Genomic DNA, 14,924 nt, shown 5'->3' with positions numbered 1-14,924 from the left:
GCTGCGAGTGGAAAAACGCGTCTTCTTCAAGTCCGCCTGGCTGCCCTGGGTGCTGATTGCACCCCAGGTGCTGGTCATCGCGGTCTTCTTCTTTTGGCCCGCCGGCCAGGCCCTGCTGCAGTCGGTGCAGCAAAGCGATGCCTTTGGCACCTCGGTGGCGTTTGTCGGGCTGGAGAACTTCCGCAACCTGTGGAATGACGCGTCCTACCTGGAGTCCTTCAAAACCACCGCCGTGTTCTCCGCGCTGGTGGCCGTGCTAGGCCTGGTGCTCTCGCTCACCCTGGCCATTTTTGCGGACCGGGTGGTGCGCGGCTCGGGCATCTACCGCACGCTGCTGATCTGGCCCTACGCCGTGGCCCCCGCCGTAGCGGGGGTGCTGTGGCTGTTCATGTTCTCACCCAGCATCGGCATCTTGTCGTACTGGCTGCGCCAATGGGGCCTGGGCTGGGACCCGCTGCTCAATAGCACCCATGCCATGGCGCTGATCGTGATGGCCGCGGTGTGGAAGCAGATTTCCTACAACTTCCTGTTCTTCCTGGCCGGGTTGCAAAGCATCCCGAAGTCGCTGATCGAGGCCGCCGCCATGGATGGTGCACGGCCCTGGCGCCGGTTCTGGACCATCCAGTTCCCGCTGCTCTCGCCCACCACCTTTTTCCTGCTGGTCATCAACATCGTCTACGCCTTCTTCGACACCTTTGCCATCGTCGACGCAGCCACCAAAGGCGGCCCCGGCAAGGACACGGCCATCCTGGTCTACAAGGTCTACTTTGACGGCTTCAAGGCCATGGACCTGGGCGGCTCCGCGGCCCAGAGCGTGGTGCTGATGGTGATCGTCGTCGCATTGACGGTCGTCCAGTTCCGCTTTGTCGAGAAGAAAGTGAGCTACTGAAGATGGTTGAACGACGGCTCACCCTGGGCATCCTGGCGCACGTGATTTTGCTGCTGGGGGTGCTCATCATTGCGTTCCCGATCTACATCACCTTTGTGGCCTCCACCCACACCACCGAAGCCGTGGTGCAGGTCCCCATGCCCCTGTTGCCCGGCGGGCATATGCTGGACAACTACGCCACCGCCCTGTCAGGCGAGCGCACGGGCACCGGTTCCCACGCCTCCGTGGGCCGCATGATGGTGGTGAGCTTTGTCACCGCCATGGTGATTGCGCTGGGCAAGATTGCGATCTCCTTGCTTTCGGCCTTTGCCATCGTGTACTTCCGGTTCCCGTTTCGCATGGCATTTTTCTGGGCCATCTTTGTCACACTGATGCTGCCGGTGGAGGTGCGCATTGGCCCCACCTACCAGGTGGTGGCAGACCTCGGCATGCTCAACAGCTACGCGGGCCTGACGGTGCCGCTGATTGCGTCGGCCACGGCTACCTTTTTGTTCCGCCAGTTCTTCCTAACCGTGCCCGACGAACTCGCCGAAGCGGCGCGGGTGGACGGTGCCGGCCCCATGCGCTTCTTCAAGGACATCCTGGTGCCACTCTCGGCCACCAGCGTGGCGGCGCTGTTTGTGATCCAGTTCATCTACGGCTGGAACCAGTACCTGTGGCCACTACTGGTGACCACGGAAGAAAACATGTACCCCGTGGTCATTGGCATCAAGCAGATGATCTCCGGAGGCGATGCGCAAACCGAATGGAACATCGTGATGGCCACCGCCATGCTGGCCATGCTGCCACCGGCGCTGGTGGTCATGCTGATGCAGAAGTGGTTTGTCAAAGGCCTGGTTGATACGGAAAAGTAAACGTGCTTGCGGGACAGACCGCAGCGAAGCGAAGCTCTGTCCCCAACTGACTAAAGAAGAATATGGCATCCATCGAACTCAACAACGTCATCAAACGCTACGGCAGCGGCAAGTCAGCCAACCAGGTCATCCATGGCGTGAACGCGCAGATTGCCGATGGCGAATTCATCGTCATCGTGGGCCCCAGCGGCTGCGGCAAATCCACGCTCTTGCGCATGGTGGCCGGGCTCGAAGAAATCAGCGCAGGCCACATCTCCATTGGCGGGCGCGTAGTGAACGACCTGGAGCCGAGTGACCGCGACATCGCCATGGTGTTCCAGAATTACGCGCTGTACCCGCACATGAGCGTGTTCGAAAACATGGCCTATGGCCTGAAGATTGCCAACGTGCCCATGGACGAGATCAAACGCCGTGTGGACAAGGCCGCAAAGATTCTGGAGTTGGCTCCATTTCTGGAGCGCAAGCCCAAGGCCCTGTCGGGCGGCCAGCGCCAGCGCGTGGCCATGGGCCGCGCCATCGTGCGCCAGCCCCAGGTGTTTTTGTTTGACGAACCGCTCTCCAACCTGGACGCCAAGCTGCGCGCCCAGACCCGGCTGGAAATTCAGAAGCTGCACCGCGAACTCGGCATTACCAGCCTGTTTGTGACGCACGACCAGGTGGAGGCGATGACGCTGGCCCAGCGCATGATCGTCATGAACGGTGGTGTGATGGAGCAGTTCGGCACACCCGAAGAGGTCTACACCCGGCCCGCCACCACCTTTGTGGCCAGCTTCATCGGCTCCCCGCCCATGAACCTGCTGAAGAACGCACCCGACGCCAAGCCCGGCCTGATCACCGGCGTGCGCCCCGAACACCTGGACATCACGCCCACGGGCTGGGCGCTGCAGGTAGAGGCTGTGGAAATGCTGGGTGCCGAGCGCCTGATCTACGGCAAATGGGCCCACAAATTGCATGCAGCAGACGCCGACGAGATGCTGATCATCCGCACCGAAGAATCTGCCGCGGTGCCCGCACTGGGCGCCACGCTGCATGTGACACCACGTGCCAACCGCATCCACCACTTTGACGCAAGCACTGGAAAACGCGTAGACACTGTATGAGCGACCCCACTGCCCTCGACCTGCCCGTCTGGCCCTACCCGCGCTGGGTGGCGCACCGCGGCGCGGGCAAGTTGGCGCCGGAAAACACGCTGGCCGCCTTTCGCCTGGGTGCCAGCCATGGCTACCGCATGTTCGAATGCGATGTGAAGCTGAGCAGCGACGGCGTGCCGTTTTTGATGCACGACGCCACCTTGCAGCGCACCACCAACGCACGCACCAAGCTGGGCCAGGGCCATAGCGCTGTGGGCGGTGACCACGCCTGGAGCGCGCTGTCGCAGCTGGACGCAGGCAGCTGGCACAGCCGCAGTTATGCGGGCGAGCCCCTGCCCACGCTGGACGCGGTGGCCGCCTATTGCATCCGCAATGGCTACTTTCTGAACATCGAAATCAAACCCACACCCGGCACCGAGCGCCACACGGGCGAAGTGGTCGCGCAGCACGCCGCACGCCTGTGGCAAGACCAGACCGTGCCACCGCTGCTCACCTCGTTTGACCCCGAGGCGCTGGAAGGCGCACAGGCCACTGCCCCCGCCTTGCCCCGCGGCCTGCTGCTGGACAGGCTGTGGAAGGGCTGGCTGGAAACCGCGTTGAGCCTGGGCTGCCAGGCGATTGTGTGCAACCACGCGCTGTGGGACACCAGCACCGTGACCCAAGCCAAAAGCGCGGGCTTCCGCACACTGAGCTACACGGTGAACGACGACTGGGCCGCCCAGCGCCTGATCGACCTGGGTACCGACGCAATCATCACCGACCGCGTGGACTTTTTCAGCCCTGTCTGACTGCTATACAAACAATAGCTGCTTGCGCATATTCTGCGGGGGCTAGAGGCCGTTTTCGTATCAAACGGTCGGCGACAGCCGCATCGGCACATAGGCAATGCCACGCGTCTGCACCTCGGGCCCGGTGGCCACAAAACCCAGGCACTGGTACACCGGCAGGGCATAGGGGGTTGAATTCACGGTAAAGCCCTCGGTGTTGCCACGCGCCAGCGCACGCTGCTGCGCATGGGCCCATAGGCGGGCGGCAAAGCCCTGGCGCTGGAATGTGGTGTCTACAAACAGATGAAACAGGTGCTGACCGTCACGCACCGCCACCACGCCGGCCAGTTGCCCCTCACATTCCCCCACGCTGTAGTCAAACGCGTCGGACGCGATGTAACCCGCAATGGCCGCGGGCGACACGGTTTGCAGAAACGGCGCCGTGGTGGCTTGTGCGGGATCCAGCAAAAAATGGTGAGCCAGCCCCTGCACCAAGCGGCTGATGACGGGGGCGTCGTCGGCTTGCGCCTGGCGAATCTTCAAGTCCATGGCCTACGCGGCTCAGCGCTGGGCCAGCGCCCAGCGCACCGCCTCCTGCATGCTGGGCAGGGTCACCGTGGCGGCGCTGAAGTCGTGGTTGGCCGACATCTCGGTGGGGATGGCCACACAGGCCAGGCCCGCCGAAATGGCAGCGGCCACGCCATGTTCGGTGTCCTCGAACGCCACCACGTCCTGCGCCAATAGGCCCATGCGCTGCAGCGCCAGCAGGTAGCAGTCGGGCGCGGGCTTGCTGTGCACCACGTCGTCGGCCGACACCACGGTCTCAAAGGCGGGGGCCAGGTCATGCGAGCGCAGTGTCGCGTCAATGGCATAGCCACGCGCCCCGGTCACCACGCCCAAGCGCAGTTTGGCGGCCTGCAGCTGGGCGATGGATTCGCGCACGCCGGGCATCAGCGGGAAGGCATTGGCCTGCAAATAGGCCTGGGCGCTCTCGTTCTTCAGGCGTGCCAGCACCTCGGGCGCCTCTTTCACGCCAAAGCGCTCCACCAGGTCAACGGCATTGGCGTCGGTGGGCACACCGGCGTAAAAATCTTTGTACTGCGCCAGCGTCAGCGCAAAGCCATAGGGCGCCAGCACCTGGTTCCACAGGGCAAAGTGCTGGCCTTCGGATTCGACCAAGGTACCGTCGTGGTCAAACAAAACCGCCTTAAAACGCATGGAGCTCCAATAAAAAGGATTTAACGGCGCAGCGCCCACCACTGGCTGGTGGCAGTGGCCAGCACCAGGGCGGCATAGCCGGCCATCTTGCCGTCGCGCCCCAGCAGCCACAGGGCCAGTCCCAGCGCCAGCGCGCCCGCTACAGAATTAATAGCTGCCTGCGCAATGCGGCCGCGGGCTAGAGCCTGTTTTCTATAAAAAACAGGAGCCACAAAGGCCAGCAGGCAGCCCAAGGCCAGGGCCGGTGCCACAAAATTCAGCAGGTGATTGAGCAGGTCAAAAAGGCCCATGGTGGTTGGCGCAAAGGCCAATTGGGGCCTTGGTGGTGGGGAAGAAGGGCTCGATTTTATAATCGGGGTCTAAACATATGGCAGTCTGGGCATTAGGCATCAACCACACCACCGCACCGCTGGATATGCGGGGCCGGTTTGCGTTCGCCAGTGACCAGATTGCGCCGCAGCTCCACGGCCTGCGCCAGAGCATGGCACGCCCCCCGGAAGCGGCCATTGTCTCCACCTGCAACCGCACCGAAATCTACTGCGCCGGCGACGAAGCTGCGCTGGACCACACCCTGACTTGGCTGGCCGAATCGGGCGGGTTGACCGCCAACGAGCTGCGCGCCCATACCTACCGCCTGGAAGACGGCCAGGCCGCACGCCACGCCTTCCGCGTGGCCAGCGGACTGGACAGCATGGTGCTGGGCGAGCCCCAGATTTTGGGCCAGCTGAAAGACGCGGTGCGCGCCGCCGACGAGGCCGGTGCCCTGGGCACTACGCTCTCGCAAATGTTCCAGCGCTCGTTTGCCGTGGCCAAAGAGGTGCGCACCTCCACCGAGATTGGCGCGCACAGCATCAGCATGGCCGCCGCCGCCGTGCGCCTGGCGGGCAACCTGTTTGAAGACCTAGCCCAGGTGAAGGTGCTGTTTGTGGGTGCGGGCGAGATGATCGAGCTGTGCGCCACGCACTTCGCCGCCAAGAACCCCAAGGCCATTGCCATTGCCAACCGCACGCTGGAGCGTGGCGAGAAGCTGGCCAGCCGCTTTGGCGGCGAGGTGATGCGCCTAGCCGACCTGCCCGAGCGCCTGCACGAGTTTGACGCCGTCATCAGTTGCACCGCCAGCACCCTGCCCATCATTGGCCTGGGTGCGGTGGAGCGCGCCATCAAGAAACGCAAGCACCGCCCCATGTTCATGGTGGACCTGGCCGTGCCGCGCGACATCGAACCCGAGGTGAAGGCGCTGGGCGATGTGTACCTGTACACCGTGGATGACCTGGCCAGCGTGGTGCAAACCGCCCAGGCCAGCCGCCAGGCCGCCGTGGCCCAGGCTGAGGCGATTGTGGACGCTGGCGTGCAAAGCTTTATGCACTGGGTGGACCAGCGCCGCGCCGTGCCACTGATCCAGCAGCTCAACGCCCAGGCCGACGAATGGCGCTTGGCCGAGCTGGCCCGCGCGCGCAAGCTGCTGGCCAAGGGCGAGGACATGGACACGGTGCTCGAAGCCCTGTCCAAAGGCCTGACGCAAAAGATGCTGCACGGCGCCATGGCCGAGCTGCATGCGGGCGATGCCGCCGCGCGTGAACGCGCCAGCAACGCCATCCAGCACTTCTTCCTGCGCAACAGCCGTTAGCTGCGCTGCCCCAAACGCAGCCCGGCCCTTTGCGCATGCCAAGGGACCTCCCCCCATTTTCCGTGTGAGTATCCCGATGAAACCCTTTTTGCGCCAACAACTAGCCCGCTACGCCGACCGCCTGGGAGAGCTGGAATTTTTGCTGTCCCGCGAGGACATCATGAAAGACATGGAGCAGTTCCTCAAGCTCTCGCGCGAGCACACCGACGTGGCCGCTGTGGCCACCCGCTGGAGCCGCTACCAGCAGCGCGAGGCCGACCTGGCCAGTGCGCAGGACATGAAGTCGGACCCCGACATGGCAGAAATGGCCGAGGAAGAAATCACCAACGCAACCGCCGAGCTGGCCCAGCTGGAAACCGAACTGCAGCGCATGCTGCTGCCCAAGGACCCGGACGACGCACGCCCCGCGTTTGTGGAAATCCGCGCCGGCACAGGCGGCGACGAATCGGCCCTGTTTGCCAGTGACCTGCTGCGCATGTACATGCGCTACGCCGACCGCTGCGGCTGGAAGACCGAGATCGTCAGCGAATCCCAAAGCGAACTGGGCGGCTACAAGGAAGTGGTGGTGCGCATGGAAGGCCACCACAATGGCACCGGTGCCTACGGTGCGCTGAAGTTCGAATCCGGCGGCCACCGCGTGCAGCGCGTGCCCGCCACCGAGACCCAGGGCCGCATCCACACCAGCGCCTGCACCATCGCCGTGCTGGCGGAGCAGGACGAGGCCGAGGCCATCAAGATCAACCCGTCGGATCTGCGCATCGACACCTACCGTGCCAGTGGCGCCGGCGGCCAGCACATCAACAAGACCGACTCGGCCGTGCGCATCACGCACATCCCCACCGGCATCGTGGCCGAGTGCCAGGACGGACGCAGCCAGCACAGCAACAAGGCCCAGGCGCTGAAAGTGCTGACCGCCCGCATCCATGAAAAAGACCGCAGCGAGCGCGCCGCCAAGGACGCAGCCGAGCGCAAGAGCCTGGTCGGAAGTGGCGATAGAAGCGACCGGATTCGGACCTACAACTTCCCGCAAGGTCGCCTGACCGACCACCGCATCAACCTGACGCTGTACAAGCTGCTGACCATCATGGAGGGTGACCTGGACGACGTGGTGGAACCCCTGCAGGCCTACGAGGCCGCAGAGCAACTGGCCGCGCTGGAGAAGGGGCTGGCCTAAGCCCCGGCGCTGCGGCGCAGCCGCAACCCCTCAGAGCTTGAAGACGCCAACCACCTGCACCAGTTCGTTGGCCTGGCTCTTGAGGCTGCTGGCCGCGGCGGCCATTTCTTCCACCAGTGCGGCGTTCTGCTGCGTGGCCTGGTCCATCTGGGTGATGGCCTCGCCCACCTGGGCCACACCGGCGCTTTGTTCATGGCTGGCGGCGCTGATCTCACCCATGATGTCGGTTACGCGGCGGATGCTGGTGACCACTTCGGTCATGGTCTCGCCAGCCTTGTCCACCAGCGTGGTGCCCTGCTCCACGCGGTCCACGCTGGTGCTGATGAGCTGTTTGATTTCCTTGGCCGCTTCGGCGCTGCGTCCGGCCAGGCTGCGCACTTCCGACGCTACCACCGCAAAGCCACGCCCCTGTTCGCCCGCGCGCGCGGCTTCCACCGCCGCGTTTAGCGCCAGGATGTTGGTCTGGAAAGCGATGCCATCGATCACGCTGATGATGTCGCTGATCTTGCGGGAGGCATCGTTGATGCCCTTCATGGTCTCCACCACCTGGCCTACGACGTCACCGCCTTGCACGGCAACCGTAGAAGCGCGCATGGCCAGCTGGTTGGCCTGGCGCGCGTTCTCGGCGTTTTGCTGCACGGTGGAGTTCAGCTCTTCCATGCTCGCGGCGGTTTCCTCCAGCGCACTGGCCTGGTGTTCGGTGCGTGCGCTCAGGTCGTTGTTGCCCTGGGCGATTTCGGCACTCGCATTGGCCACGCTGTCGGCACTGCCGCGCACCTGCGCCAGCACGCCATGGATCTTGGCCACAAACTGGTTGAATCCCGAGCCAATGGCGGCGAGCTCGTCATTGCCCTGCACCTCCAGCTTGGTGCGCAGGTCGGCCTCGCCACTGGAGAGGTTCACCATGGCCTGGCTGAGCGCGCGCAACGGGCGCATCAGCCGCGACACCACGGTAACCAGGATCAGCGCCGTAGCCAGCGCGCACACCACGGACACCACCAAGGTGTAGACCGTGAGTTGGCGCGACGATGCGGTGGCCACGCTGCGCGGAAAGCTCATGCGCACGCTCCAGGGCGCCGTGTCGGTGTGGATCACGACGGGCTGCAACAGATGCACCACGTTCTGCGCGTCACGGTACTCGTACGGCTGACCCTTGCGCACCGCTTCCAACCCCTCGGCGGGAATGTCTTCGGCCTTTTTGTTGATGCGCTCGGCATTGGCGTGGCTGGCGTACAGGCCGCCGTTGGAGATCAGCGCCAGCTCGCCACCGTCCATCACCTTGGTGTCCGCCAGAATCTTGCGCAGCTGAGTCAACGAAAAATCAGCGCTGGCAACCCCCTGGAACTTGCCCCCCACCATGAGCGGCGCCACCAACGAGGCCATCAACACGTCCTTGCCCTCGATGGGGTAGATATAAGGCTCGGTGAAGTAAATCTTGCCGCTCTTCTTGGGGATGTCGTACCAGTCGTCCGCGCCGGCGGTCTTGGGGTCGAACACGATGGGGTCGACATGGAAGGTGTTGCCCGCCGAGCGCGTCCAGTAGGGCATGTAGCGGCCGGTGTCGTCGTACTCGGGCTTCTTGCCCGCGTACTCGGCGTCTTTGCCGTCCAGCGCGTTGGGCTCCCAGGTCACGGCGGAGCCAATGAAGTCCTCGGAGCTGGACAGCGTGGCCTTGGTCAGCTCACTGATCTGCTCGCGCGTGGGTGGCATGTTGGCGGTCTTGGTAGACACCATGGCACCCGCCAACGCGGTCACGTTCGACAGGTTGGAGCGTATACGGGTCTGCAGGGCGCCAGCGGCTTCGCGGGCCGAGGTGCGCGCCAGGTTCATGGTGGCCTCTTCGGCCGCACCACTGCTTTTGATGCCGATGACCGAGGCGGTGATACCCAGGCTGAGCACCACCAGTACCGTAGCGGCCAGGCAGATTTTTACATTCAAGGACAAGCTGCGGCGGGCGCGGGGCACCAGACCGGGGGCAGTGGACAATGTGGCGGCCATTTCGGTTTTCCTTTGGTGCAAAAAGGGCGCCCCACCAACGCCAGACAGGGTGTTGTTCCTCTGTACTTATTTGTAATTTGCATGCTACTCCAACTATTCATTTGCTGTCGATGAAGAAATGCCATGCCTTCCCCATTCCTTTGCCTACCGCACGCACATGCTGCGCCAGCAGCTCCTTTTTTCATAGCACACCGTGACTTCCATCGCCCACAGCATTGATACGCTTTTGTCGCACGGGCTGGACCGGCTGGATGCCCAGCTGCTGGTGCTGCACGTGGCGGGCCGCCCCGCCCACGACCGCGCCTGGCTGCTGACCCACGACACCGATACCCTGCCCGCCCCCGCGCTGGCCAGCCTGCAGACGCTGGCGCAGCGCCGCCTGCAGGGCGAACCCATTGCCTACCTCACGGGCCACAAGGCGTTTTATGGGCTGGATCTGCAGGTGGACGCGCGCGTGCTGGTGCCCCGCCCGGATACGGAAACACTGGTGGACTGGGCGCTGGAAGTGCTGGCTCCCACGCCCAACGCCACGGTGGTGGACCTGGGCACGGGCAGTGGCGCGATTGCGCTGGCGCTGAAACACACGCGCCCCGCGCTGCGGGTGCAGGCGGTGGACTACAGCACCGATGCACTGGCCGTGGCCCAAGCCAATGCGCATCGCCTGGGCCTGGAGGTGGCGTTTGCCCAAGGCTCATGGCTATCGGGCGTTACTGGCACGTTCCACGCCATCGTCTCCAACCCACCCTATATCCGCGAAGACGACGAACACATGCCCGCGCTGCGCCACGAGCCACGCCAGGCCCTGACCTCGGGGGCCGACGGACTGGACGACATCCGCACCATCATCCATCAGGCCCGCAGCCGCCTGCTGCCCGGTGGCTGGCTGTTGCTGGAGCATGGTTATGACCAGGCGCCCGCGGCGCGCGCACTGCTCATGGAGGCGGGTTTCACCGAAGTACACAGCCGCCAGGACCTGGCAGGGATTGAACGTTGCAGTGGTGGAAACTGGTCCTAGCCCCCGTCAAAACTGCGCAAGTTGCTATAAAAACCGTAGCAAACAGTTTCCATAGCCACCCGCACTCACGACTAGTCAGGCGGCTTCGGTCTCCAAAGCACCGGCCTGCACCAACCCCAGGCGGTTCACACCGCTGATGAGGGCCTGGATGGAAGCAGTGACGATGTTGGTGTCCATGCCCACGCCAAAGCGCTCTCCGCCCTTGCCGGTATCGCCGTGGGCAGACACCAGTTCCAGGAAGGCACAGGCTTGGGCGTCGCCGCCGTCGGTGCTGGCTTTGGTGGAGCGCTCTTCATAGCTGCGCACCTGCACCTTCACCCCCATGCCTTGCAGCGCATGCACGGCCGCGTCGATCGGGCCATTGCCTTCGCCACTGAGCAGCATGGGCTGGCCATTCACTTCCACGCCGATGCGGACGCCCTGCACATGCTTGCCGGTCTGGCCGGGGTGGTCGAACAGGTGGTGTTCCACATAACGCACCGCGGCGGTGGGACTGTTCAGGTAGGTGGCATCAAACAGGTCCCAGATGTTTTGGGCCGTCATCTCGCCGCCATGGGCGTCGGTGTGGGCCTGCACCTCTGCGGAGAACTCCACTTGCAGGCGGCGCGGCATTACCACGCCGAACTCGGCTTCCATCAAATACGCCACGCCGCCCTTGCCGCTTTGGCTGTTGACGCGGATGACCGAGTCGTAGCTGCGGCCCAAATCGGCCGGGTCAATGGGCATATAGGGCACGTTCCACAGGCCGTCGGGCTTTTGCGCGGCAAAGCCTTTTTTGATCGCATCCTGGTGCGAGCCGCTGAACGCGGTGAACACCAAATCGCCCACATAGGGGTGGCGTGGGTGGATGGGCAGCTGGTTGCAGTGCTCCACGGTGCGCGCCACGGCGTTGATGTCGGAAAAATCCAGCCCCGGCGCGATGCCCTGGGTGTACATGTTGAGCGCGAGCGTGACCACGTCCACATTGCCGGTGCGCTCGCCATTGCCGAACAAGCAGCCCTCCACGCGGTCGGCGCCGGCCATCAAGCCCAGCTCAGCCGCGGCCACACCGCTGCCGCGGTCGTTGTGCGGGTGCAGGCTCAGGATCACGCTGTCGCGGCGCGCCAGGTTGCGGTGCATCCACTCGATCTGGTCGGCGTACACATTGGGGCTCGCCACTTCCACCGTGGCAGGCAGGTTGAGGATGACCTTGTTGGTGGGCGTGGCGCCCCACTCGGCCGTCACGGCGTTGCAGACCTCCAGCGCAAAGTCCAGCTCGGTGCTGGTGAACACCTCGGGGCTGTACTCCAGCACCCATTCGGTTTCGGGCGCCTGGGCGCACAGCGCCTTGATGAGCCGCACGGACGACACGGCCAGCTCTTTCACCTCGTCGCGGCTCATGCCGAACACCACGTCGCGGAACACGGGGGCCGTGGCGTTGTACACGTGCACGATGGCGCGGCGTGCGCCCTTGAGCGACTCCATGGTGCGGCGGATCAGGTGTTCGCGGGACTGGGTCAGCACCTCAATGGTCACGTCGTCGGGGATATGCCCGTCGGTGATCAGGGTGCGCACAAAGTCAAAGTCGGTTTGCGAGGCGCTGGGGAACGCGACCTCAATCTCCTTGAACCCCACCTGGCACAGGGTGCGAAACATGCGCATCTTGCGCTCGGCGTTCATGGGCTCGAACAGCGACTGGTTACCGTCACGCAGGTCGGTACTCATCCAGATCGGTGCCGCGGTGATGGTGCGGCTGGGCCACTGCCGGTCTGGCAGGTTGACGGGGGGAAAGGCGCGGTACTTGGTGGCGGGGTGGGTCAACATGGCTTACATCTCCTCTTGGGCCGATACAGGTTTAGGTTCCTTGTATCGTAGGCCCGCAGAGGGAGCAGTCGATTGCGAATGCGCGTCTTTTTCGTCTCAATGAAGCTGAATATGCCTTACTTGTCTAAATATCAGCAATATTCAACCCATCAATAAGAAAAACAGGCAATCAATGGTGGTGGCCGTGGGCGCCGTGCACGTGGCCGTGGGCGATTTCTTCTTCGCTGGCAGCGCGCACTTCCAGCACCTTCACCGCAAAGCGCAGAGCCTTGCCGGCGTGGGGGTGGTTGCCGTCCAGGTGCACCACGGGACCCTTGATCTTGGTGACCGTGAAGACGATGGTGTTGCCGTCTTCGGCGCGGCCTTCCAACTGGCCACCCACCTTCACACCAGGGGGAAACTGGGTTTTGGGGATGGTTTGCAGCAGGGCTTCGTTGTAGTCGCCAAAGGCATCGGCCGCTTGCAGCTCGATGGTGGCCGCAAAGCCCACGCCCTGGCCTTCCAGCGCTTCCTCGATCTTGGGGAAGGTGTTGCCGTAGCCGCCGTGCAGGTAGGAAATGGGCTCCTGGCTTTGGTCCAGCAGTTTGCCGGTGGTGTCGGAGACTTTGAATTGCAGCGTGACTGCGGTGTTTTTGGTGATGTTCATGGCCCCTATTATCCGAAAAAATCCGAAAAAGCCCTGCCCGCCGCGCGCCATGTGCGAGGGCCCGCGCACCGGAGGCGGTGAAGGTGAAATAATCGGGCTATCTTTCTCTTCGGAATCTGCACCATGAGCGACGCACAGCAACGCATTGACGATCTCGTCAAATCCAATGAAATCCTGCTCTTCATGAAGGGCACGGCCAGTTTCCCCCAGTGCGGCTTCTCCGGCCGCGCCATCCAGATCCTCAAGGCCTGCGGTGTGGACACCAAGACCGTGAAGACTGTGAACGTGCTGGAAGACGACGGCATCCGCCAGGGCATCAAGGAATACAGCAGCTGGCCCACTATTCCCCAGCTCTACGTCAAGGGCGAGTTCATCGGCGGCTCGGACATCATGATGGAGATGTACGAGAACGGCGAGTTGCAACAGGTCATCGGGACGCCTGCGGCCTGATCTCTCTCTGCGCCTGCGAACTAGCCACCTTCGGGTGGCTTTTTTACGTCGCTCTTTTGTTGACGCCCGCTGCAGGCCCGGGGTAAGTGCCGCCGCTCATGTCCCCCGGCCTGTGGCCTCCTCCTTGACTTCGCTTTGGCACTCACCCCGGACCTGCGGCTTGGTTTGATAGCCGAACGTGAGCGAGCACAGTCGCTGCGGTTCGGGTGGGTGGGGTGTTCTGCACAGTGAGGTCAAGGAGGAGGCCCCTCACGGGCCGGGGGACACGAACGGAGCAGAGCACCCCACCCGCCTGAACCCGAAAAAAAACAGCCCCTAACAAGGCTGTTCGAAGGCTTTGAGCTGGCACACCGCATGCTTTAATGAACGCGTGGTTTGTTGACAAGGAGTACTTTATGGATTCCCGCAGTCTCGTTCCCCATACCCCCGGCTTTCGCCTGCCGATCGCCCACATGCGCAACGTCTTCGCACCCGACGACGTAGAGCGCAAGCTGGCCAAACTCCCCGACCGCGATTGCGAAAGCCTGCGCAGCACCTACCAGCGCATGCTGGAGCGTGGCCCCGAACGCTTCCAGGTCAAACCCTCCGGCATTCCCGACATGGGCGAGCTGTACGCCCAACTGCCCAACTTCACCGACGTGCTCGATGACGTCAAACGCCATGTGGCCCTGAGCCACGACTGCCGTGATGGGCTGGAAGTCACCCCCATCCTGCTGCTGGGCAACCCTGGTATCGGTAAAACCCACTTTGCCAAAAAGCTGGCGCAGCTGCTGGGCACCGGCATGAACCTGGTGCCCATGAGCTCCATGACGGCGGGCTGGCTGCTGTCCGGGTCGTCATCCCAATGGAAAGGCGCCAAACCCGGCAAGGTATTTGAGACGCTGGTCGACGGCCAGTACGCGAACCCCGTGATCGTGGTGGACGAAATTGACAAGGCCGCGTGCGATGCGCAGTACGACCCGCTGGGCGCGCTTTACAGCCTGCTGGAGCATGACACGGCAGGCAGCTTTACCGACGAGTTTGCCGAGGTGGCCATCGACGCCAGCCAGGTGATCTGGATCACCACGGCCAACGACGCGCGCGCGATTCCAGACCCGATTCTGAACCGCATGAATGTGTTTGAGATTGACCCGCCCACGCCGGAACAGGCCCGCGCGATTGCGCGCAACCTGTACCAAAGCATTCGCGGCGAGCACGACTGGGGTCGCCACTTTGGCGCCGAACCGCACAGCGATGTGCTGGACCAACTGGCCGAACTGGCACCCCGGGAAATGCGCCGCGCGCTGATGACGGGCTTTGGCAATGCACGCCTGGCGGGCAGCGAGGAGATCCGCAGCGATGACCTGCCCAAGGCGAGCACGGGTAAAAGCAAGATTGGATTTTTGCAGTAGG

General features: G+C 63.5%; 15 protein-coding genes. 9 read left to right on the top strand and 6 right to left on the bottom strand.

The genetic code is table 11. The features are described from left to right. Positions 1 to 7 precede the first annotated feature (7 nt). The 4 genes from ugpA (at position 8) to ugpQ (ending at position 3,622) form a co-directional block, all read left to right on the top strand. On the top strand, positions 8 to 889 hold the full coding sequence (gene ugpA, locus AC097R_RS07075) for a sn-glycerol-3-phosphate ABC transporter permease UgpA (RefSeq protein WP_479597067.1): 882 nt from the start codon (positions 8 to 10) through the stop codon (positions 887 to 889). A 2-nt stretch (positions 890 to 891) separates the two neighbouring features. Further along, positions 892 to 1,743 carry a sn-glycerol-3-phosphate ABC transporter permease UgpE gene (gene ugpE, locus AC097R_RS07070; protein ID WP_479597065.1) on the top strand — a complete coding sequence of 284 codons (852 nt, stop codon included), beginning with the start codon at positions 892 to 894 and terminating at the stop codon, positions 1,741 to 1,743. Between the two features lie 62 nt (positions 1,744 to 1,805). Then, positions 1,806 to 2,843, top strand: a complete 1,038-nt coding sequence (gene ugpC, locus AC097R_RS07065) for a sn-glycerol-3-phosphate ABC transporter ATP-binding protein UgpC (protein WP_479597063.1) — start codon at positions 1,806 to 1,808, stop codon at positions 2,841 to 2,843. Next, entirely contained in the window at positions 2,840 to 3,622 is a 783-nt protein-coding gene (ugpQ, locus tag AC097R_RS07060) for a glycerophosphodiester phosphodiesterase (RefSeq protein ID WP_479597061.1), read from the top strand. Before ugpC ends, ugpQ begins: the two co-directional genes overlap by 4 nt. A gap of 60 nt (positions 3,623 to 3,682) precedes the next feature. Here the strand turns inward: ugpQ and AC097R_RS07055 are convergent, their stop codons facing one another. Genes AC097R_RS07055 through AC097R_RS07045 form a run of 3 tightly spaced genes read right to left on the bottom strand, consistent with a single transcriptional unit; the run spans position 3,683 to position 5,109 of the window. Next, on the bottom strand, positions 3,683 to 4,150 hold the full coding sequence (locus tag AC097R_RS07055) for a GNAT family N-acetyltransferase (RefSeq protein ID WP_479597059.1): 468 nt from the start codon (positions 4,148 to 4,150) through the stop codon (positions 3,683 to 3,685). 12 nt (positions 4,151 to 4,162) lie between these two features. Continuing rightward, on the bottom strand, positions 4,163 to 4,819 hold the full coding sequence (locus AC097R_RS07050) for an HAD family hydrolase (RefSeq protein WP_479597057.1): 657 nt from the start codon (positions 4,817 to 4,819) through the stop codon (positions 4,163 to 4,165). A 20-nt stretch (positions 4,820 to 4,839) separates the two neighbouring features. Next, on the bottom strand, positions 4,840 to 5,109 hold the full coding sequence (locus tag AC097R_RS07045; protein ID WP_479597055.1) for a hypothetical protein: 270 nt from the start codon (positions 5,107 to 5,109) through the stop codon (positions 4,840 to 4,842). A 77-nt stretch (positions 5,110 to 5,186) separates the two neighbouring features. On the opposite strand from AC097R_RS07045, the gene hemA reads away from it, so the two are divergent. Then, positions 5,187 to 6,446, top strand: a complete 1,260-nt coding sequence (gene hemA / locus AC097R_RS07040) for a glutamyl-tRNA reductase (RefSeq protein ID WP_479597053.1) — start codon at positions 5,187 to 5,189, stop codon at positions 6,444 to 6,446. Positions 6,447 to 6,522: 76 nt separating this feature from the next. After that, a complete protein-coding gene (gene prfA / locus AC097R_RS07035) occupies positions 6,523 to 7,620 on the top strand; it encodes a peptide chain release factor 1 (RefSeq protein ID WP_479597051.1) in 1,098 nt (365 codons plus the stop codon). A gap of 30 nt (positions 7,621 to 7,650) precedes the next feature. Here the strand turns inward: prfA and AC097R_RS07030 are convergent, their stop codons facing one another. Next, a complete protein-coding gene (locus AC097R_RS07030; RefSeq protein WP_479597049.1) occupies positions 7,651 to 9,618 on the bottom strand; it encodes a methyl-accepting chemotaxis protein in 1,968 nt (655 codons plus the stop codon). Positions 9,619 to 9,811: 193 nt separating this feature from the next. Between AC097R_RS07030 and prmC the strand changes: the two genes are divergently transcribed. Then, positions 9,812 to 10,633 carry a peptide chain release factor N(5)-glutamine methyltransferase gene (gene prmC / locus AC097R_RS07025; RefSeq protein ID WP_479597047.1) on the top strand — a complete coding sequence of 274 codons (822 nt, stop codon included), beginning with the start codon at positions 9,812 to 9,814 and terminating at the stop codon, positions 10,631 to 10,633. A 75-nt stretch (positions 10,634 to 10,708) separates the two neighbouring features. On the opposite strand, the gene leuA is transcribed toward prmC, so the two are convergent. Next, positions 10,709 to 12,436, bottom strand: coding sequence for a 2-isopropylmalate synthase (gene leuA, locus AC097R_RS07020; RefSeq protein WP_479597045.1), 1,728 nt, complete (start codon positions 12,434 to 12,436; stop codon positions 10,709 to 10,711). 169 nt (positions 12,437 to 12,605) lie between these two features. Then, complete coding sequence (locus AC097R_RS07015; protein WP_479597042.1) at positions 12,606 to 13,082, bottom strand: FKBP-type peptidyl-prolyl cis-trans isomerase; 477 nt, start codon at positions 13,080 to 13,082, stop codon at positions 12,606 to 12,608. Positions 13,083 to 13,205: 123 nt separating this feature from the next. Here AC097R_RS07015 and grxD point away from each other — a divergent pair, with 123 nt between their 5' ends. Both grxD and AC097R_RS07005 read left to right on the top strand, forming a co-directional pair. After that, the gene (grxD, locus tag AC097R_RS07010) at positions 13,206 to 13,532 is read left to right on the top strand and encodes a Grx4 family monothiol glutaredoxin (RefSeq protein WP_479597040.1); all 327 of its coding nucleotides are present in this window, start codon (positions 13,206 to 13,208) and stop codon (positions 13,530 to 13,532) included. Positions 13,533 to 13,927: 395 nt separating this feature from the next. After that, on the top strand, positions 13,928 to 14,923 hold the full coding sequence (locus tag AC097R_RS07005; RefSeq protein WP_479597038.1) for an AAA family ATPase: 996 nt from the start codon (positions 13,928 to 13,930) through the stop codon (positions 14,921 to 14,923). Position 14,924 lies beyond the last annotated feature (1 nt).

This window comes from Rhodoferax sp. ZS1R25 (genome assembly GCF_056521335.1).
Note: the sequence above shows the minus strand (reverse complement) of the source record. Positions and strands in the feature narration are given on the sequence as shown.